Source organism: Hankyongella ginsenosidimutans (genome assembly GCF_005144965.1).
Taxonomy (GTDB): Bacteria; Pseudomonadota; Alphaproteobacteria; order Sphingomonadales; family Sphingomonadaceae; genus Hankyongella; species Hankyongella ginsenosidimutans.
Genome location: NZ_CP039704.1, coordinates 1,034,692 through 1,054,353 on the forward strand (window position 1 = coordinate 1,034,692; position 19,662 = coordinate 1,054,353).

At 54.1% G+C, this 19,662-nt stretch carries 20 protein-coding genes, 1 tRNA gene and 5 pseudogenes; 13 read left to right on the plus strand and 13 right to left on the minus strand.

Annotation, left to right across the window (positions count from 1 at the left end; genetic code table 11):
• Positions 1-135: 135 nt before the first annotated feature.
• A pseudogene (gene cmk, locus E6W36_RS05950) lies at positions 136-812 on the minus strand ((d)CMP kinase).
• Positions 809-2,148, minus strand: a pseudogene (aroA, locus tag E6W36_RS05955) (3-phosphoshikimate 1-carboxyvinyltransferase). Before aroA ends, cmk begins: the two co-directional pseudogenes overlap by 4 nt.
• Before the next feature lie 331 nt (positions 2,149-2,479).
• Between aroA and E6W36_RS05960 the strand changes: the two are divergent.
• Positions 2,480-2,803: an FYDLN acid domain-containing protein gene (locus E6W36_RS05960; RefSeq protein WP_222874047.1), complete on the plus strand. Its 324-nt coding sequence runs from the start codon at positions 2,480-2,482 to the stop codon at positions 2,801-2,803.
• 89 nt (positions 2,804-2,892) lie between these two features.
• Positions 2,893-2,967, plus strand: a tRNA-Ala gene (locus tag E6W36_RS05965).
• Positions 2,968-3,158: 191 nt separating this feature from the next.
• Here E6W36_RS05965 and E6W36_RS05970 read toward each other — a convergent pair.
• Both E6W36_RS05970 and E6W36_RS05975 read right to left on the minus strand, forming a co-directional pair.
• Complete coding sequence (locus tag E6W36_RS05970) at positions 3,159-3,452, minus strand: hypothetical protein (protein ID WP_222874048.1); 294 nt, start codon at positions 3,450-3,452, stop codon at positions 3,159-3,161.
• Positions 3,453-3,887: 435 nt separating this feature from the next.
• Positions 3,888-4,262: a hypothetical protein gene (locus E6W36_RS05975; protein WP_222874049.1), complete on the minus strand. Its 375-nt coding sequence runs from the start codon at positions 4,260-4,262 to the stop codon at positions 3,888-3,890.
• Positions 4,263-5,312: 1,050 nt separating this feature from the next.
• On the opposite strand from E6W36_RS05975, the gene E6W36_RS05980 reads away from it, so the two are divergent.
• On the plus strand, positions 5,313-5,828 hold the full coding sequence (locus E6W36_RS05980; protein ID WP_222874050.1) for a glycosyltransferase: 516 nt from the start codon (positions 5,313-5,315) through the stop codon (positions 5,826-5,828).
• 177 nt (positions 5,829-6,005) lie between these two features.
• Positions 6,006-6,434: a glycosyltransferase gene (locus tag E6W36_RS05985; protein WP_222874411.1), complete on the plus strand. Its 429-nt coding sequence runs from the start codon at positions 6,006-6,008 to the stop codon at positions 6,432-6,434.
• Here the strand turns inward: E6W36_RS05985 and asnB are convergent.
• Positions 6,416-8,157, minus strand: a pseudogene (gene asnB, locus E6W36_RS23070) (asparagine synthase (glutamine-hydrolyzing)). The gene E6W36_RS05985 and the pseudogene asnB overlap by 19 nt on opposite strands.
• Before the next feature lie 79 nt (positions 8,158-8,236).
• On the opposite strand from asnB, the gene E6W36_RS05995 reads away from it, so the two are divergent.
• Complete coding sequence (locus E6W36_RS05995; RefSeq protein ID WP_222874051.1) at positions 8,237-8,422, plus strand: hypothetical protein; 186 nt, start codon at positions 8,237-8,239, stop codon at positions 8,420-8,422.
• A 104-nt stretch (positions 8,423-8,526) separates the two neighbouring features.
• Here E6W36_RS05995 and E6W36_RS06000 read toward each other — a convergent pair whose 3' ends face one another.
• Complete coding sequence (locus E6W36_RS06000; protein WP_222874052.1) at positions 8,527-9,069, minus strand: class I SAM-dependent methyltransferase; 543 nt, start codon at positions 9,067-9,069, stop codon at positions 8,527-8,529.
• Between the two features lie 331 nt (positions 9,070-9,400).
• Here E6W36_RS06000 and E6W36_RS06005 point away from each other — a divergent pair, with 331 nt between their 5' ends.
• Genes E6W36_RS06005 through E6W36_RS23075 form a run of 3 tightly spaced genes read left to right on the plus strand, consistent with a single transcriptional unit; the run spans position 9,401 to position 10,378 of the window.
• On the plus strand, positions 9,401-10,009 hold the full coding sequence (locus tag E6W36_RS06005; RefSeq protein WP_222874053.1) for a glycosyltransferase: 609 nt from the start codon (positions 9,401-9,403) through the stop codon (positions 10,007-10,009).
• Complete coding sequence (locus E6W36_RS18235; RefSeq protein ID WP_246048190.1) at positions 10,006-10,263, plus strand: hypothetical protein; 258 nt, start codon at positions 10,006-10,008, stop codon at positions 10,261-10,263. Before E6W36_RS06005 ends, E6W36_RS18235 begins: the two co-directional genes overlap by 4 nt.
• Positions 10,214-10,378: a glycosyltransferase gene (locus tag E6W36_RS23075; RefSeq protein WP_425459694.1), complete on the plus strand. Its 165-nt coding sequence runs from the start codon at positions 10,214-10,216 to the stop codon at positions 10,376-10,378. The genes E6W36_RS18235 and E6W36_RS23075 overlap by 50 nt, the downstream gene beginning before the upstream one ends.
• A 259-nt stretch (positions 10,379-10,637) precedes the next feature.
• Here E6W36_RS23075 and wzy read toward each other — a convergent pair whose 3' ends face one another.
• The 4 genes from wzy to E6W36_RS06030 form a co-directional block, all read right to left on the minus strand.
• Positions 10,638-10,823: an O-antigen polysaccharide polymerase Wzy gene (wzy, locus tag E6W36_RS23080; protein ID WP_222874055.1), complete on the minus strand. Its 186-nt coding sequence runs from the start codon at positions 10,821-10,823 to the stop codon at positions 10,638-10,640.
• A 1,069-nt stretch (positions 10,824-11,892) separates the two neighbouring features.
• Complete coding sequence (locus E6W36_RS06020) at positions 11,893-12,411, minus strand: hypothetical protein (RefSeq protein ID WP_222874056.1); 519 nt, start codon at positions 12,409-12,411, stop codon at positions 11,893-11,895.
• A 504-nt stretch (positions 12,412-12,915) separates the two neighbouring features.
• Positions 12,916-13,821, minus strand: coding sequence for a glycosyltransferase family 2 protein (locus E6W36_RS06025; RefSeq protein ID WP_222874057.1), 906 nt, complete (start codon positions 13,819-13,821; stop codon positions 12,916-12,918).
• Positions 13,818-14,204: a methyltransferase domain-containing protein gene (locus E6W36_RS06030; RefSeq protein ID WP_222874058.1), complete on the minus strand. Its 387-nt coding sequence runs from the start codon at positions 14,202-14,204 to the stop codon at positions 13,818-13,820. The genes E6W36_RS06025 and E6W36_RS06030 overlap by 4 nt, the downstream gene beginning before the upstream one ends.
• Before the next feature lie 358 nt (positions 14,205-14,562).
• Between E6W36_RS06030 and E6W36_RS06035 the strand changes: the two genes are divergently transcribed.
• From E6W36_RS06035 to E6W36_RS06055, 5 genes are all read left to right on the plus strand, one after another.
• Entirely contained in the window at positions 14,563-14,847 is a 285-nt protein-coding gene (locus E6W36_RS06035; RefSeq protein WP_222874059.1) for an oligosaccharide flippase family protein, read from the plus strand.
• Positions 14,847-15,305: a hypothetical protein gene (locus E6W36_RS06040; protein ID WP_222874060.1), complete on the plus strand. Its 459-nt coding sequence runs from the start codon at positions 14,847-14,849 to the stop codon at positions 15,303-15,305. Before E6W36_RS06035 ends, E6W36_RS06040 begins: the two co-directional genes overlap by 1 nt.
• A complete protein-coding gene (locus E6W36_RS06045; protein WP_222874061.1) occupies positions 15,299-15,499 on the plus strand; it encodes a hypothetical protein in 201 nt (66 codons plus the stop codon). The genes E6W36_RS06040 and E6W36_RS06045 overlap by 7 nt, the downstream gene beginning before the upstream one ends.
• 688 nt (positions 15,500-16,187) lie before the next feature.
• Entirely contained in the window at positions 16,188-16,817 is a 630-nt protein-coding gene (locus E6W36_RS06050) for a class I SAM-dependent methyltransferase (RefSeq protein ID WP_222874062.1), read from the plus strand.
• Positions 16,814-17,110, plus strand: a complete 297-nt coding sequence (locus E6W36_RS06055; RefSeq protein ID WP_222874063.1) for a hypothetical protein — start codon at positions 16,814-16,816, stop codon at positions 17,108-17,110. Before E6W36_RS06050 ends, E6W36_RS06055 begins: the two co-directional genes overlap by 4 nt.
• 215 nt (positions 17,111-17,325) lie before the next feature.
• Here the strand turns inward: E6W36_RS06055 and E6W36_RS06060 are convergent, their stop codons facing one another.
• The 3 genes and pseudogenes from E6W36_RS06060 to gmd all read right to left on the minus strand — a co-directional run bounded on the left by E6W36_RS06060 (position 17,326) and on the right by gmd (position 19,599).
• Positions 17,326-17,469 carry a hypothetical protein gene (locus tag E6W36_RS06060; RefSeq protein ID WP_222874064.1) on the minus strand — a complete coding sequence of 48 codons (144 nt, stop codon included), beginning with the start codon at positions 17,467-17,469 and terminating at the stop codon, positions 17,326-17,328.
• 148 nt (positions 17,470-17,617) lie between these two features.
• Positions 17,618-18,462, minus strand: a pseudogene (locus tag E6W36_RS06065) (GDP-L-fucose synthase family protein); the annotation flags it as partial.
• Between the two features lie 85 nt (positions 18,463-18,547).
• Positions 18,548-19,599: pseudogene (gene gmd / locus E6W36_RS06070) on the minus strand (GDP-mannose 4,6-dehydratase).
• Positions 19,600-19,662: the final 63 nt, after the last annotated feature.

A 19,662-nucleotide genomic window follows, 5' to 3' on the forward strand; every position in this document is an offset into this window, starting at 1 on the left:
TCAGTCATTGTTGCGGGCCGACCGGTTGTCTCCGGCGGTCTACCGCCATCCGGATTCCGGATAGCGGCCTGGGTTCAATGCATAACGGCTGCGCCCACGATGGCTTTCCACCGTGTGTGCGGCCGGATTCGGTGACTAGCGTTTCGGCTGTTCGTCCGCAGCGCTCAAAGCGCCGTCGACGATCGCGCGAGTGCCGCGTCGAGCATCAGCCAGCGCAAGGGCGGACTGAATCGCGGCGTCTATACTCAAATTGGTGGTGTCAAGCAAGATTGCGTCTTCAGCCATGCGCAGCGGCGCCGCACCTCTGCCGGAATCGCGGGCGTCGCGCGCGGCGATGTCTGCCGCGACTGCGGCCAGGCTGGTCGGCAGGCACCTCGCCTGCAGCTCGGCATAGCGGCGTTCCGCTCGCGTCTGGGCGTTGGCGGTCACGAAAATCTTCAGGTCGGCGTCCGGTGCGATCACGGTGCCGATGTCGCGGCCATCCAGCACGGCGCCGCCGGCCTGGCGCGCGAACCGCACCTGCAAATCCCGCAACGCGTCCCGCACACAGGGTGCGCAGCGACCATGCTGGCAGCGCGCGCCGCCTCATCCGAGCGCAGCGCCGGATCGTCCAGCGCATCAAGCCGCAACTGCCGCGCGTGCGCCGCGGCTGCCGCCGCATCCGCGGGGTCGTCGCCGACTGCAAGCGTCGCCTGCCCGACCGCACGATAAAGCAGCCCGGTATCAAGATGCGGCAGGCCCAGAGCCATGGCGAGCGCGCGGGCGATCGTCCCCTTGCCGGACGCGCTTGGCCCGTCGACAGCGATGATCATGCCCGCAGCTCCGCGCCCAGGCTCGTCAGAAGCGCGACGAAATCCGGAAAGCTTGTGGCGATCGGTCGGGCGTCGTCGATGATGATTGGTGAGCGCGCACACAGACCCAGCACTGCGAAGCTCATGGCGATCCGGTGGTCGAGATGACTGGCGACGGTCGCCCCGGAACCGGGTCGCCGCCGCTGCCGGTGACGATGATGCCGTCCGGCAATTCCTCGACCGCGACGCCGCACGCTGCCAGCCCGCGCGCCATGACGGCAATGCGATCCGACTCCTTGACCCGCAGCTCCGCGATACCGCGCATCACCGTGCGCCCCTGCGCCAGCGCGGCGGCGACCATCAGGATCGGGTATTCATCGATCATGGTCGGCGCCAGTTCCGGCGGTGCCTCGACGCCACGCAGGCTTGTGCCCTTGACCCGGATATCGGCAACCGGTTCGCCGCCGACTTCGCGCGCGTTCTCGAATGTGAGGTCGGCGCCCATGGCCTGCAGCACGGCAAACAGGCCGCTGCGCGTCGGGTTGAGGCCGACATTCTCGACCACAACATCGGAGCCGGGCAGGATCGCTGCAGCCACCACCGGAAACGCCGCCGACGAGGGATCGCCGGGCACCACGATCGTGCACGCGTGCAGCTCCGGCTCGCCGACGATGGTGATGGCCCGGCCCTCGGGTGTATCTTCCACCCGCACATCCGCTCCAAAGCCGCGCAGCATGCGCTCGCTATGGTCGCGGGTCGGCTCCGGCTCGATGACCGTGGTGTGGCCGGGTGCGTTCAACCCCGCGAGCAGCACAGCGGATTTGACCTGAGCCGAGGCGACCGGAAGCCGGTAGGTGATGGGGAGTGCGGGCACGACGCCCGTCATGGTCAAGGGCAAACGCCCGCCCGAACGGCCCACGAAGCTGGCGCCCATCCGGCTGAGCGGCTCGATCACCCGCGCCATCGGCCGCTTGCGCAGTGAAGCGTCGCCGGTGAACGTGGCGCTGATGGCATGGCTGGCGACCAGCCCCATGAGCAGGCGCGTCGAAGTGCCCGAGTTGCCCATGTCGAGCACCGTCTCCGGCTCCAGCAGGCCGCCGACGCCGACACCCCAGACCCGCCAGACGTCGCCGGCGCGGGTTATGGTCGCGCCCATCGCACGCAGCGCTGCAGCGGTCGAGAGCACATCCTCACCCTCGAGCAGGCCGCTGATCGTCGTCTCGCCGACCGCCAGCGCCCCGAACATGAGGGCACGATGCGAGATGGATTTGTCGCCTGGCACGCGCACGCGGCCGCTCAGGGCCGGAGAGGCGCTGGCGATCAGCGGGCGCGGCGCATCGGTCTCGGGGCTGTGCATGGCGTCCTCGTGTCCCGAATCTGAACTCATCACACTCAATATCAGGTCCGGCTGGATTTCAGCTTCGAAAAGAGCATGAGCAACCCATTGTTTCTCATGCCCTTTCCAGAATCGACGTTCGCGTCAGCGCCAATATCATCGTGTGGCGAACGTCGCTTCCACGACACGAGGAAAACAGGGGTGAGGCGAAAACGAAAACTCTTTGACAGCCGCATGACGCTATGGCAAGCGCTCGCCCCACGCGGCAGGGCCAGCCCCTCGCCGCGCTTTATCCGTTCGGTTTATCGCCGCATACGCCCCTCGAAGGCGCGCGGCGTCATGGAGGCAACCGGTGATCAAGCCCGAGTGGGGTTCCAAGCATAGCTGCCCGCGCTGCGCCACGCGCTTCTACGATATGGGCAAGGCCGACCCGGTGACCTGCATCAACTGCGGTTATGCCTGGACGCCGGAGCCGATCCTGAAATCGAAGCAGCCGCTGCCCTTCCAGGAGCAGGCACCGCAGGCCGGCAATGGCGAGATCGAGGACGCCGACCTGCTGGTCGACGACGCCGACCTCGATGTCGAGGACGACGACGAGTCGACCGGTGACGTCAGCATCGACGACGACGATGCCGACCTCGCGGACGTGGTTGACCCGAACCGCGAGGACGAATAGGCCCGAACGGGCTTGCATGGCGCACGCACTCTGGACTATGCGTGCGCCTCCTGAAATTTGACCGGGATCCCGACCGGTCATCTGGACGTGGGGCCGTAGCTCAGCTGGGAGAGCGCTACAATGGCATTGTAGAGGTCAGGGGTTCGATCCCCTCGGCTCCACCAATACTTCACTCTCATTACTTTGATATCAAATTCTGCCAGTATAGCCCAAGAGCACTGTGGCTTACAGCGCAGCTCAGCTTGATATTTTGAGCGGTTTTCGATCTGATCGAATCAGATCGCCGCTCTATGTTTTTGTTTTGCCGCGATTCCTCAACCAGAAGATGAGTCCATCTGCCTGGAAATCACTCTAATCAAGATTTAGGCAACACTACAATATCTGCGCTCTTGATATCGGTATAGGCCCCGCCATCACCATCCGCGCGGAATATAATGGGGACTTCAGCAGTCCGCCCGCAAATGGTGAATTGCCAAACTTCCTTCCACGAACCGACATAACGAACGCCATAAATATCCGGACCCAGATCTTTGTCTTCGGAGTCAATACGAGTTCGGCCAAATTGTACATCGTTAGGCGCACAGCTCGCATCCATTTTCTTGATAGTCATGTATGCTGCGGCAGCAGCCTGGCCGCTGGTGTCGCGCATGATTGACAGATTTGCGTAGGATTTTCCCTCATTGGTTGTGACTGCAAGCAACGATGAGTCGGGTTTTGGAGAACGGCATACCGAAAGACATCGTTCTTCGGGCAACCATTGTGCCGGGCATAAACGGACCAGCCATTACGTAGACTATTGTTCAATACACCCTCAAGGATTGATCGAGCCAGTGATCGGGGTGGTTTCAACGATCGTGATGGACGTGGGCTGACATAGCTTCTGCGCACTCGCCCTCGCCTTGGCAGTGATCGTTACCGCGTCTAGGATCGCACCATCGTCGGGTTTCGGGAGCGAGAATCAAGTTCGGTGATGAGCTGTATCACCTGAGCATTCTGGGCATAGGTTGGCGAATTTGCCGCCACTAACGCTAAGGAAAACACAACACCAAACTTCATATTTCCTCCGTTCGCTCGCGCTGCGTAATCACGCCAATCCAAGCTGGCCAAGCCCCAGGGCTGCACGGATGCGCTCCGGGAGCTTCGACAGCGGGAATTGGTCTGCCACCGGGTCCAGTCTTGCGCCGCTATCCGTGAAATACCCTATTCCATTATGCTCGCCATTCTTGATGGCGACGAATGCCACAGAGTCGCGCAGCCGCTGATAGGGCACGTTGCCGACGGTAAAGCCGAAATCTTCTGCAATGTCGTCCGGATACGTGAGCATGACAAAGAGATCGCTGCCACGATTGTCCACTTCGAACAGGTCTTGCCCATCATCGCCGCGCGCATTGGCCAGCAGCACTTGAGCTCGTGCCGCCTCAGCCTCGTCCTGGCAGCGGACGATGAAGTCTCGGGACATGCGCGGCTCCACTGAAGCGAAAGGAACGCCGATCGCCCTGAGGAAGGTGGCGTGATCTTTGAGCCGCCAGTAGAATTTTGCTCGGGGTAAGGCTCTTGGTGGAGGCCGGTCGCGATCATGATCCGCGCGTGAGGCAAGCAGCGCTGAATTCTCGCGAGGACTTGATCGTATAGCCTGTAAATATCGAGCAGGGGTCTGCCCCAGCCGGAACATACCAATCCGGGTTTCGACGTGTACCTTTATAAATAGGCGAACAATACATGTAATGATGCTGAATGTGCGCGCCTGCATTCAGGAAAAGAGAGGCAAAATCTGGCCTCGTTCGCCTGAGGCACCACGCGAAGACATCACTAAGAAGCAAGTCAAGAAACATGGATTTAAACCAGCCTCGCGAAATTGACCGGCGTGCATATTCATAATAGCGGGAATAGTGTGCCGGTGCCGCGCAGACGGCTGCACCGTAAAGTAGATCAAGAACGGAGCGGGTGGTCAGCCGGGACTGTGCATTGTCGTTCACAGCTTGGGATGCTGCTCTGTAAAGTGATTTTACTGGGCCAGGTGCGATGATTTCGGTCGGCGTCAAGGGTCCGGCACGAAAATGCCGGAGATTTCAGGCGCATTTTGCATTCATGGGGCTGATGGCACCGACCTTGAGGCCTTTTCTTCAAGCTGCTCCCAAATTTGAACGAGGTCATGATTGACGACGTCCCCGAGGCGGAAAATACCGTGCTGGGCAAAGGCTAGGCCCGTATGGGCCGTGACCCATTGTATCCAGGGTTCCAGTTCCTCATAGCGCTGTTCAGATGTTGTGCGGGCAAAGCCATGATTGTGTAAAACTTGCGCAGAGTCGGTAATTCTCCACGTTCTATATACCCCAGGAGATAGTCAAAATTGACTTCATTCAGCTCAAGAAATAGAAGCGGCTGGCGTGCCATACAAAAACAATTCCCTTCTCAAACTATACTTATACCATTCAAGAGTTTTGCTTGACTATGTACAATTTATTTTAGATGGAGCAGTGATAGATATTTTTAGGGTATATATTGAAAAATGGCAAAACCTGAAAGAAGCCAGAAACGCTTGCTGTACGTCGTTAGTCCGGCAAAATTCTTTGTGACTCATCGCTTGCCCTTAGCCTTGGCGGCACGATCCCATGGATTTGAGGTTGCTGTATGCACGCCAGACGGCCCTGGTGTCGATGCGATTCAGCAGCATGGCCTCACATGGATGGACCTGAAGATGGATCGCGGCGGCATGAACCCACTACGTGACATGATGACGCTGGCTCGGTTATGCCGACTCTACAGGTATTGGCAGCCCGACATTGTCCATCATGTCACCCTCAAGCCGGTACTCTATGGTACTGTAGCTGCCCGAATGGCCCGTGTGAACAGGGTGGTGAACGCCATTTCCGGTATGGGTTATCTTTTACGGGCGGAGGTTGGAAGGCTGGACTGGCAACCGCCTTGTATCGACTATGTCTTCGCCATCGCGACATGGCCGTTATCGTCCAAAATCCTGATGACAAACATTTTTTCTACAGCGACAACTGGTCCAGCCCGATAGCCTGCAGCTGATCACGGGGTCTGGGGTTGATCTGGAGAGATTTACGCCGAAACAGAGATCTGACGAAGATACCGCTCGTCCTATGGTCGTGCAGACCTGCCGGATGCTGGCGGATAAGGGTGTGCGGGAGTTTATCGCGGCTGCACGTCAGCTGCGCAGCAGCCATCCCGAGGCACGATTCGTCCTTGTCGGCGCGCCGGACCCGGGAATCCCACCGCCATCCCGATTGAAGAACTCGAGACGGCTGTACGTCAAGGTGATGTCGAGTGGTGGGGCGAGCGTTCCGACATTCCCGAAATTCTGGCCCGCGCCACAGTCTATGTCCTGGCATCCTATCGCGAGGGCTTGTCCAAAGCGCTTATCGAGGCGGCCGCCGCGGGCCTGCCGCTCGTGACGACAGACACCACAGGCTGCCGCGACGTCGTGCGCGATGGCGAAAACGGCCTGCTCGTCCCACCGCGCGATGCTGGTGCTCTGGCAGTTGCCATTGCACGCCTGCTCGATGATCCAGAACTTCGGGAGCGACTTGGCAAAGCGGCCCGAGCCGACGCTGAAGCCCGCTATGGAATTGACGGCATTATCGCCGCTCAGCTCGCGCTATACTGAGCATCCCACCAAGCCTGAAACATCAGGACATCCCATAAGTGATTGTGCCAGCGTCGGCGGCCCTGTTGGTGTTCCTGCCAGTAGCGCGTGATGATATCAGGCTCGAAAATGCCCTGCGCCTTTATGCGCCGGGGATCGAGCAAGTCTTCCGCCCAATGCTTCAGCGGGCCCTTCAGCCAGGCTTCAACGGGTACGCCAAAGCCCATTTTCGGGCGATCAACAATGGATTGCGGGACATGCCGATAAAGCAGCCTACGCAGCGGCAGCTTGCCCGTGTTGCCGTTTATCTTTGCATCGAGCTGCATCTGCCAGGCGAACTCGGCCACACGATGATCCAGAAACGGCACCCGAGCTTCCAGGCTGACGGCCATACTGGCGCGGTCCACTTTCACCAGTATGTCATCCGGCAGATACGTGAGGGTATCCATCGCCATCATCCGGTGCGCGAAATCGAGCTGCGGAAAAGGCGTGCTGGCGATCAGCGTTCCCGGTTCGCGCCCGCCAATCACAAGCTGTTCCGGCTGTGACCAGTGCGACACCAACTGGCGATACAGCGCATCATCCGTATCTGCCTCAAGCAGGCTTGCCAGCTTGGGCAGCCTGTCTGCGACCGCGGCCTGCCGGACGCGTGCCGGCAGCAGGGTATTGACTGCCCCAAGCACGGTTCCGAGCTGCGGGCTCTGCATGGCGCGCGCCAGCATCCGGCGCAGACCCGACGGCAGTTTTCCAATATTGCGACGCAACCATACCGCCTGAAAATAACGATTATAGCCGCCGAAGATTTCATCCCCGCATCGCCGGAAAGGCTGACCGTCACATGCGCCTTGGTCAGCTTGCTCAGCAGCAGGGTCGGGATTTGCGACGAGTCCGCGAACGGCTCATCCCAAATGTGCGGTAGTTGCGGCACCACATCCAGCGCATCGCGGGGCTGGACATAAAGCTCTGTATGATCCGTGCCCAGATGGCGCGCAACCGCTTTGCCGTGTTCCGCCTCATTGTAGGCTTTTTCATGAAAACCCATGGAGAAGGTCTTCACAGGCGATGCAGATTGCGCCTGCATCAGTGCTACGATCAGCGAGGAGTCTATGCCGCCGGACAGAAAAGCGCCCGTTGGCACATCGGAGTCCATGCGGCGCAGCACGGCATCCTTGAGCAGCGATTCAAGTTCATCCAGCATTGCAGGCGTATCAGCACGTGCGCTGTATTGTCCGCGCAGTGCGGCCTCTTCAAAGCTCCAGTAACATTTCAAAATCCGGGAACCGGTCCCGCTCAGCGTCAGATAGTGAGCCTGCGGCAGCTTGCTGATATTCTTCCAGATACTATGCGGTGTCGGCACGTAATTATGACGCAGGAAAAGGCAAAGCGCATCGCGGTCCAGTTCGCGGCGCACATGTGGATGCGCGTTCAATGCCTTGAGTTCCGACCCGAACACAAAGCCACCCTCGACCCAGCCATAATAGAGCGGCTTTTCGCCGAAGCGATCACGCGCCAGAGTCAGGGCACGCTCTTTGCGGTCCCACAGCGCCAGCGCAAACATGCCGTTGCTGCGCCTCAGGGTCTCTTCAAGCCCCCAGAAACTTATGCCGGCCAGCAGCACTTCGGTATCGGAATGGCCGCGCCAGTCCGGTGCGGTGCCCGCAGACACGAGCTCGGCGCGCAGATCCCTGTGATTGTAGATCTCGCCGTTGTAGACCAGCACATAACGGCCATCCGCTGACTCCATGGGCTGACGCCCGGCTGGCGACAAATCAGGATGGACAACCGGCGATGGCCGAGCGCCACGCCGGCCTCATCATCAATCAATGCTGCGCATCATCCGGCCCGCGATGCGCGATGGCTTGCGTCATGCGATTGATCGTTGGCTGCAAATCCAGCTTGCTGGCCCGTCCATTAAAGAGAAATCCGGCTATGCCGCACATATTGATACTTTCATTCAGCAGCGCCCGCTTTTATGCCAACGGCGCACCAGTACGGTGCATGTGCGCTGAATTTAACCTGTTCAAGACCAGCATCGCGCATCATTTTTCGATTTCCTGGCGCGTAAAGCGCTGCTCCAGCCGGGTGCCGAAACGATCCAGTGCATCCGTGCGCATTACATAGAATGATTTCGCACGATAGTAGGACAGAGGCAGGCCTTCTGCAGGAAAACCCATTTTTCTACAAGGCGGGCCATCCGCGCCAGCGGCCAATAAACCAAAACCGCAATCCCCTGGCTCATGACGTAGCGCGGTCCATGGGGCAGTCGTGATATCACGGCCCGGCCAAGCTCCGAGGCTTGCCATAGCGCTCGGAACCACCAGGGCCCATCAAAGCGATAGTAGAGGTAAAGCAGAAATGGTGCGCCGGGCTTTAGCTTGGCAACGCAGGATACAAGACCAGCGGCCGTGTCTGGCATATGATGGAGCACGCCCAGAGAATACCCAAAATCAAGGCTGTTACCCCTGATTTCTGGCATATCTCCAATGCTGCTGAGCAGGAACTCACAATTCGAGTAAGCGGCGAGGTTTCGGCGCGCCACCGCAAGGGCCGCCTCGCTGGCATCCACGCAGACGAGCCTGGAAATACGCCCCGCAACCACCGACGCCCATCGGCCACTGCCGCATCCAAAATCTGCGCCGCATGCGTCTGCTGGCAATTCATTCCAGGGAAAATCTCAAAATATTCATTAAATATTTTTTCTTCTCGTCATCAGATAAAATTGACTGATCAAATCTGGTCCATTCATCACCGAAACCCGCGGTAACATCATAGTCAACATTAGACATATGTGATTGTCTTTCTTGTATCGCCGATATCATAATTTTAGAGATACACCCTGTACGCCATTGACTTGTGCAAGCCGCATACCGCAATGGTTATGCCAATTGCAACGCTTGATAACCAGGGCTTTGGCACATAGAAGCGCACATTCGCTGCATCATTCATGACGGAAATCCTGTTTGCCCGCCCCGCTTAATGTTCTTTTGTTGTTCGCCACCTCTGCAATAGGTGGCGCCGAGCGCAGCCTGACGCGCATGGCGCTGTGCAGACCGAATGGGCCGGTGCATTATACCCTGGCGACGTTGGGAGAAGAAGGCGACTGGACACAATGGGCCCGCAGCCAAGGCGCAGACGCGATCGCCCTTGCCGGATCACCTGCAGCACCACGTCACAAGGTGCGGGCGCTCGTCGATTTATGGCGACAACTCAAGCCGGACTTTATCTACGTCATGGGCCTGCGCCCCGCGACACTCGTTCGGGCGCTGCGACCTTTCATGCCGAGGACAAGAATTGTCCATGGCATCCGCGGTAATGTGGAACCAGGAACTCCCCTTGGGCGCGATTACAGACGCGTTGAGTGGCCGCAGCGATTTCTCACCGATCATTACATTACAAATGCGGAAGTCACAAAACGCAGTCTTGCTCGCCTGATCTCGGTATCGCCGTTACGCATCGACGTTGTATACAATGGTATTGAAGCACCCGAAGGGCCGCCGATAGCCTGGCCTGAACGCGCGCGCGAAATTGTCAGTGTTGCAAACCTTTTACCGGTCAAGGGGCATATCCGTTTCTCGAGGCAATCAAGCAAGTCGTGACAGAATTGCCGGAGACAAGATTCCGTTTCATCGGCCGCGATGACATGAATGGAGCAGTCGCCAGGGCCGTACAGGAAGCCGGGCTTGAACAGCATGTGATCCTGCACGGCTATGATCGTCATCCGGAGCAGTGGGTGGCACAAGCACAGATGCTCGCAATGCATTCACTTTGGGGAGGGCTGCCCGACTGCAATTTTGGAGGCAATGTCATATGGTACACCCGTCGTTTCATATGCAACTGGCGGCATTCCTGAGATTGTAGATCATGGTCGGGATGGATTGCTGGTGCCACCAAAGGATACCGTAGAAATGGCGGCAGCGATTCTGCGCTTGTTGCGTGACCGGAAACGGCTGCATCCTACGGACTAGCAGGCCGCGCCAAAGTACTTGAGCGTTTCACTCTCGCCGCAACGGCTGATGCGCATATGGAGATATTTAGCAAACTGGCCGCAAGATAGAATTGATCTCAATTCCATTCAATTTGACATTGCTATAATTTTACAAGGCAGACGCGAATTATTGCGCAGACCAAATTATTAAAAATTTAGGAATAAGTATATTTATTTCTCTCCTGTATCGGCACTCAATTTTATACAATACAGAATTTTTACCATGAAAATTGCTAGTATCATAAAACTATTATACCACCGAATGATCTTATTATTCCTATAAGATTGGCCATAAGATATATAAGTACAGCCATATATCCCTTCTGACTTTTGGATTTTTCATAGATTAGACGTAGCAACAACCCAAACAAGAAGGGGAAAATAAAAACGCCGACCGGGCCATAGTTGATATAACCTTCACCCAAAAACCTATTGGATAGGTCGCGTTCAGTCCTGCGTAATCAAATAAACCAGGCAGTACATCGTTCTGGGCACGAAGCGTTCCATATATCTCGGGTTTGAATGGGAAAAGCGAACGAGGCATGTAGGTTAGAACTACATCTTCGATCGGGGTGAGTCCAAAGTAGAAATTGTCACATCGGTATAAACAGGACGATAGCATTTCAAACTGGTCGAACGACTGGGTAAAACGCACAAAACTTAACCAAAGTATATTCGAAAAATTGAGTAATTGGTTTCAAATGCAAAGGACACAAGAATCAGCCCAAGAATGCCCCGGTAGTAACAACGGATATCAGGATGATGATTTGATATAAAACTTGTATGTTTCTTACGTTATAATGATAAAACAATATCACGATCATTAGCAGTGACAACAGAACTTGTCTTGATCCGATTATTCCAAAAATTAAGGCGACTAAAATAAATATTAATGTTAAAAAATTTTGTTTAAAGCGTGGGCTTCGCTGTTCACGTATGAAAGCATTAGAATAGTCAAAATTAGAGGTAATTGCAACAATAAAAATAAATATTGACCTTGGCCAGACCATGATTTCAATATGTTTATTCTTAAATCTGACGAAAATAGTTGGATCGCGGAGCCAGAAGACAGTACATCTGGAAGTAATTTAGAAAACATAGCAACTGATACTATTACAAGAATAAATGAAACATATCTGGCATTCTTATCACTACGAAAACTCAATTCCGGTAATATCATGTAGTCGGAAAGTTGTGCTCCAGCCAAGTATCCAAAAATAAGCCCAAAAATACCTAAAAAGATAGACATAATGTTGCATAGAATAAAGATATATTATCTATAGGGTAATAATTATCAAAAACTGAAAAATCATTTGGATAAAAGTATGTCAAAAAGCCGCGAATGGGATAGGCAAAAATAAAGCCGCATGATATAAATATGAGTGGCGACAAGAAACTGCGTTCATGAAATTTATCTTCAAGCACGCCGGCGAGGATTATTAATAATACGATTGATACCCCAAGAGTTGTAAATACAGCAATCATAGACTTAACTTACTTGACATTATCGCGCACGACTATAAATATAGATGCAAGTATTATCCCTGATATGAAGCCTAGTAAACATATTAAAGCGCGTTGAGGGCTTGCTTTGTTATAAGGTATTGTCGCAACATCAATTATTTTAAATGCATAGCTTGTCGTACCGGACGTCAATGCCAATGTTCTTGCCTCTTGTGCTAAAAGTGTTGCCAGCGCGCCGCGTACTTCCGGTAATTGTTGTGCACCAATCCTTTGAGTTAATAAGTCCAGACGGCGACGTGATTCTAATACCGCATCAGTGCGTATTATTTCATCAGCATAATGAATATACTGGTTGCATATCTGTGTAGCCAATTCTGGCCGATTCAGTACAATTTCTATAGTGTAAACACCGCCGTCGACTGAAGGACTAAAGAGTAAATTTTCACGCTTAAATTTGTCAACCGCCTTCTCTATGCTCTTACTGGTGTCTAAATTTTTACCTGTTGTCGATAAAGTTTTATTTTCTTTACCTCCATTCTCATCTGTCATATTTATATAGTCTACAAGCCTATTTTTAATTAAAACCCTCGAATCATTGTTCGAGACTTGAGTCTCTGAAAATTCAGATCAAAATTGGATTGATCGCTACCAGACAAGCCAGCCAAACGCCCCAACGTACCAAGAATCTGCGGAGAAGTAGAAAGTTGTTGGGAAAATGGCGGTGGTACTAGTGCGAAAGTAGCCTTCGCCCTATATTTTACTGGCAATGCAACACTCAAAAATATGGCAAATAAAGTGCAAAGTATCGTAATTGTTATAAAACTAATGTAGCGCTTACGGACAGAATTTATGAAACCAAATAGCGTAACAGCTTGAGATTTATCGTCGTTCTTAGGCTTATCCATTGATCGCATCACTCTGTAATTCTTCCTGACAATTTGTGCATATATACGTTTTATACGCTAGTTTAATTTATTCTTTACGTAGTAATGCACGTGGCAGCCTAAATTTCACCTTATTCATGAAAACTCTGTAAGCTATAATAACCGACTTTCAGTATCTGGCGTACCAGCCCGGCCGGGCGAAAGCAACGCCAGTTCTCGCGCAAAATACGGGCATGGCCGCGGGCCAGCAATCGCGCTCGGGCAGAAAAACCTTGGGCGCACTCAGCCGGTCGTCGCCACGCGTTTCGTAGCGACGCGCCTCCACTGGCGACACCAACATGGGACCATGACGGGCGAGAAGCCGAAGATAGGCAAGCCCTTCAAAGCCACGCAGGTCGGCATCATAAGGAGAGGCGACAAAGGCGTCCCGACGCAGGACAGGCAGGCATTCGCCGTAGGGCCAGTCGCCGAGATATGTCTCTCGGTCCACCAAGATGTCCTGCGCCTGCGCGGAACCTAGCAATGCGCCGCTAGCCTGATCGACACAGCGGAACATGATGATTGCCATATCCTTGTAGGCGCGAAGTGTGGCCGCGACAGGGCCCGCTGCGGTGGGGATCAAAAGATCGTCCGAGTCCAGAAAGACGATCCAGTGACCGCTTGCGGCCATGGCTCCAGCGTTCTTGGCGCCGGTAACACCCTGATTGCAGGGCAGCGCAACCACCTTGAGATATGAACGCGCGAGCTCATCCGCATAGCGCGATCTAAGCTGTGCGAGCGTGTCGTCCGTCGAGGCATCGTCGACGACAATGACTTCACAGTCCCCGAGCGCCTGCGCCCAGACAAGCGCACTGTCGATAGCGTCAAAAACGCACCTGAGACGATTATAGGTCGGGATGACAATAGATATCTGCACTTTGCAGCCTTCACCCAGGCCGTCGGAAAGAAAGAAACCACAGCCATAACCCTGCTTCTCGAGCAGATCTTTCGCAATACTCTGATGGAAATGGCGATCATCCGTTACGCCTGCTAGATGCTCAAGCTCCAGCCCCTCATGCGCGAACGTGTCAATCACGTCCTGTGGAGCGAACACCCGGTGCGCGTTGAACTGGACCCGTGGCTGCCCGCACGGAACGGCAAAATCAGCCGCCCTGCTGGTGCTACGACTCGCGCCAGTTCCCGCATGGCCTGCCAGCATCCATCGGGGTTTAGCGGATCGCCATAGCGGCCAAGGCCGACATGCTCAACGACATGCAAACAGGAGAGGGAACGAAGCGACTGATCATCATACGGCAGCGCCATCAGACTACCGGACTTTACAGTGAGGCTAGGTACATCCTGCGCAAAGGGGCGGATGTCGACGGTGGTGACCTGTGCAGAGGCAGCCAGCCCCATCAGCCAGGATACCTGGCCGCCAACATCGACATGGGCCACAGCATCGCCCTTCTCCAGCACCATGCGCGTCGCCCAATAGGCAAGATAGCAGTAATGCGGATCAAACTGGGTTTCTATCGTACGCTCATGCAGAGTGGGCCATAATGCGAGTGGGTAGCGACGTTGGCTATGCGCCGCCAGGATGCGGAACCGGAGCAGATCACTGAAAAACGCGGGTAATTACAAAGCCCGTGCAAGAGACGCCTCGGGTCGAGGACAGGCGTCACCAGGTTATACAGTGACCGAACCAATGCCATAAACTTGAACCATTCCAATAATATGTTTAGCACGCTGGTGATCACGTCTGGCACTTGTGTCAAGACGGTGACCACAATACGCAATTTGCCACTATGGCGCTTATGCGCCCGGACCTGATTATACGATGGCGCAAGCCTTTTCCGGCATATTGATGTCTACCGTCGCAAGCCGCCTCGTGCCGGCGGCGCTGAGTCTTCTCACCATTCCGCTCTACACGCGCCTCATCGGCCTTGAGAGCTACGGGATCATCGGATTTTATGCCTCTTTGCACTCGTTGATGACCCTGTTGGACTTCGGCCTTGGCGTAACCGTCAGCCGCCGCCTGATCTTCGATCGCGCGCAAGGCAAAGGACCGAGGAAAGCCGATCCTTCTGCTCTGCCATCGAAACTTTCTATCTCGTTATTGTAATGCTGATCGTCCTGGCCTTCGGCGGTATGGCGCTTGCCGCGCTACATGGCATGGCACCAGCGGAACAGCAGGGGCTTACAGCCCAGATCTGGCTGATGATCGGCTTCCTGCTTGCGTGTCGTTTTCCCATGGCCCTTTACAACGCCATTCTGACTGGCAGCGATCGCATGATCGAGGCCAATGCCATCACCGTCGGCTTCGACCTTTTACGCCATTCATGCGCCGCACTTGCGCTGCTGTTGATCAGCAGCAGCGTGGAAATGTTTTTGCTGAGCAACATGCTGGCCGCTGTCCTGGCCCTTGTGCCACTACGCTGGCTGTGCCGGACAGTACTTGGCTTGCCGTTCCGAGCGCATGGCGGGCTTGCCACGGTGCGGAGAGCGCTGCCATTTGCCGCAGGGATGTCTCTCATCAGCCTGTCTTGGTTTTGCTTGGCTACCTCGACAAGATATTGCTGATCGGTATGATGTCGCCGTCAGTTTATTCAAGCTACACGCTCAGCTATCAGGTTTCAGGCGCCATGCTGATGCTCGCTACCATCGTCACCCAATCGCTTTATCCAAAGATCAACAGGCTCGTTGCCGAGAATGATCAGGCCGGCATTTCCAATTTGGCAGGGCTTGCCACGTCCGCCATTACCGTTTTGCTGTAACCGCCTTCTGGATCACATGGATGTTTGAGGAGCAAATCGCCCGGATAATTGTCTCATCTGATCAGCGCAGCAGTTTTCAATCTTCGATACTCATTGCCTTCATGGCCGGCATGGCGTTCGCGGCAGTCTGGCAGGTTCCATACCAACTTGGCGTTGCACGTGGCTTACTTCGTCCTATTCTGATCTGTAATTGCGTCGCGATACCCGTGTTTATAACGGCAGTTTTATTCTTTGGAATGCACGATGACGGCGTATCTATTGCAATAGTTTGGATGTTTATATATGTGTTTTACACAATTTTACTTGGAAGTTGGCTGATTAAACGCATAACTGTGAATTTTTAACTTGGCTAAACCGCGCTATTTTTATACCTGCCGCCGCAATATCGCTGCTTGCAGGCCTTTTCATTTTTTCAGCGCCATATGCTTGTTCAGTTACAGCCGCTGTATGCCTTGCTTCTTGCGGCATTATTTTCGTTAGTGTTTGGTTTAATCGGTATATATTTATCCCCGCACTTGAAATCAATGATAATTCATGAAAGCCTTGGCAGGATGCATCATCGGCTTGGCACAGAAAGGTAGAATGTATATTGGCTCAGGCGGATACGCCATTTGATTTAACATAACATTCTTAATGGCATCATATTTGCTAGACTACTCAAACCATGAGCATAGAAAGATTTAGCGACATGTTTAGTCCTGAAAGTAAATATTACATTCGCAGCATGCCAGGCGGAAAATTATACGTTCAGGCCATGGCGTGGCTTGAAATGAAACGGTGGGAACTTTCTAAAAGGAGCGGGGCATATCCCGCTATGAAAAAGCGCATGATGATCTCTGACTTAATCCGAAAAAATTTTATACAATGGTTTGTAGAAACAGGCACATTTCTTGGCGACACAACTTATGTAGCGTCTAAGATTTGCAAGCGAGTAGATACCATAGAAGTGTCTGAGCGCCTGCATACCCTTGCTGAGAAGCGCTTCTCATCTATGCCACATGTTCATTGTCATTTGGGAGATAGTGGTGATGTATTAGGAAAAATTACACTTGTGCAGACGGAACCTGCCTTATTTTGGCTAGATGGGCATTTTTCCGGTGGATTCACCGCGCGCGGAGCAGAGGATACACCAGTTTTCAGAGAACTTCTTCATATTTCAGCACGTAACCAGCCTAAAGATATCATTTTGATTGATGATGCACGATGCTTTGGAACTGATCCGGCTTATCCAAGCGAGGCAGATTTAATGCGTTTTGCAGGTGGATTAGGGTACCAGATAACCAGATCTGGCGACACATTCCTCCTCACTAAGCCATGAAAGACTATCTGGATTTCCGGACTATCCCCGCCTGCCTCTTCGTCGCCAGCAGTGATCGCACGCGGGATGTGTTCGATCAGGTCTACGCGGGCTTCGGCAAGCTGTGGCCGTATTGCCCCTGGCCACGCTATGTTGGGCTGACAACCGCTGTTCCCGAAGCTTCACTGCACGGTTTCACACCGATTGCGACCGGTGTGGAATGCGGCTGGCGCGGCGAACTTAATGCCCAGATTCAGCAATTACCGCCGGAGATCAGCCACATCATTCTCATGCTGGATGATTTTTGCTGCTGAAACCGGTTGACCAATCAGTACTGGCTGCAGCGCTTGCCGAGGCGATAACGCAAGATTTGGCCTACGCACGACTCGTACCAGTAGAACGCAGCCTGCCAGTACGGCTATTAAGAAATTTAGGCACTCGCCAATTCTTTGAGCCTCTGGCTCACAATGAGCCTTACCCTTCCTCCCTGCAGGCCACGCTCTGGAAGCGCGACTACCTGCTAGAGGCATTACGGAAGCCTGGCAGCATATGGGATTTCGAGCATCAGCGTGGCGCGCCAGGCCAGCACCACGCGGCGACCCGAAGGCTGATTCAGTACCGTCATGTGGTGGAGCGCGGCAAATGGATGCCATATACGCGCCGCCTGTTCCATGGTCTGGGCATGACGTTCGATGCGGGATCTCGCCCCATGCATAGTCTAAGTCATGGCCTGCGATGGCATGCTCACAAACTACTGTTTGCTTTCGCAGGATATGGTTTGTCGCGCCTGAAGCGCGCACTGCGCGCAAGGCCGTGAATTGTTACCGCGGCATTGCCGCATAGGCGTCGGCCAAACCCTCTGCGAGCTTGATGCGTGCTCGCCAGCCCAGCGCCCTTAGGCGACCGTTATCCATGAGCTTGCGGGGCGTGCCATCCGGTTTGCTGGCATCGAACTTTAGGTGACCGCCAAACCCAACGACATCGCAAATCTTCTGCGCCAGTGCGGCGATGGTGATTTCCTCGCCTGTGCCGACATTGATGTGCTCATGAGCTGAATAGTGTTTGAGAAGAAACACGAGCGCATCTGCAAGATCATCGACGTGCATGAACTCGCGCAACGGCGTACCGCTGCCCCATATGACAATATCTTCTGCGCCTGAGCGTTTTGCGTCATGTGCCTTGTGCAACAAGGCGGGGATGACGTGGCTTGAGTACAAGTCATAATTATCGCCCGGACCGTAAAGATTGGTCGGCATAGCAGAGATGAAATCGTGGCCATGCTGTTTGCGATATGCCTGACAAAGTTTGATACCGGCAATCTTGGCAATGGCATACCACTCATTGGTTGGCTCGAGCGGGCCGGTTAGTAATGCTTCCTCTGACATCGGCTGCGCTGCCAGCTTAGGGTAGATGCAGCTAGACCCGAGAAACAATAATTTTTGTACTCCTAATTGCGCGGATGTATGGATGATATTCGCCTCAATCATGAGGTTATCATACAAAAATCTGCGGGAAAACTGTCATTAGCTAAAATACCGCCTACCTTCGCCGCAGCAATCACTACGGCATCGGGCTTCGCTACTTTCATCCAGGCTTCCACATCATCCTGGCGGCGCAAATCGGTACTCGCACGATCACTTGTGAGTATATCACCAACAGACTCTTGCGCCAGCCGCCTCACGACCGCGCTGCCCACCATGCCACGGTGACCTGCAACCCAGACGCGCTTACCTTTTAGATCGTAAACCTGATTAGCCACGCTTTTGATCTTTCATGACTTCAAGATCACTCTGCATCATGTCTGTCACCAGATCCTGAAGTGAGGATTTATGCGTCCAGCCAAGCTTGGTATTGGCTTTGGTCGGGTCGCCAAGCAGCAGGTCAACCTCTGTAGGGCGGAAATAGGCCGGGTCGATCGCGACGAGCGTCTGGCCAGTTCTGGCATCCTTGCCGACTTCATCAACGCCTTCGCCGTCCCATGTGATGGTGCGCCCTACATGCGCAAATGCCATTTCCACAAAGGTGCGCACCGAGGTCGTTTTGCCTGTCGCCAGCACCCAATCTTCCGCTTGTGGATGCTGCAGTATCATCCACATGCCTTCGACATAATCACGGGCATGGCCCCAGTCGCGTTGGGCATCAAGGTTGCCGAGATAGAGTTTCGACTGTAAGCCATATTCAATAGCAGCCACTGCGCGCGTAATTTTACGTGTCACGAAAGTCTCTCCACGCAGAGGGCTTTCATGATTAAACAAAATACCGTTCGTCGCGAACACGCCATAGGCTTCACGATAATTTACAGTAATCCAATAGGCATAAAGCTTGGCGGCAGCATAAGGCGAACGCGGATAAAATGGAGTTGATTCGTTTTGTGCATGGCCCTGAACCCCACCAAATAGCTCAGATGTTGAAGCCTGATAGAATTTTGTATTTCTTTCCAACCCGAGAATCCGCATCGCCTCAAGAATACGTAACGCACCAACGGCGTCCGCGTTGGCAGTGTATTCAGGAGTCTCGAAACTGACCTGTACATGACTTTGCGCCGCTAGATTGTATATTTCATCTGGTTTTGTCTGCTGGATCAAACGGATCAGGTTCGTCGAGTCCGTCATGTCACCATAGTGCATAAAAACCGCGTTTCTCCTTCATGCGGATCACGGTAAAGGTGGTCAACGCGCGCCGTGTTGAAAGAGGAAGATCGCCGCTTGACGCCGTGCACGATATAGCCCTTGGCGAGCAGCAACTCCGACAAGTAGGCGCCATCCTGCCCGGTTACGCCTGTAATCAGAGCTGTTTTTGTCAAAATTATCACTCCTGATGTTATGATGTGGCGTCTTAGGCAGGCTGCTTTGACCTGTCGAGTGGC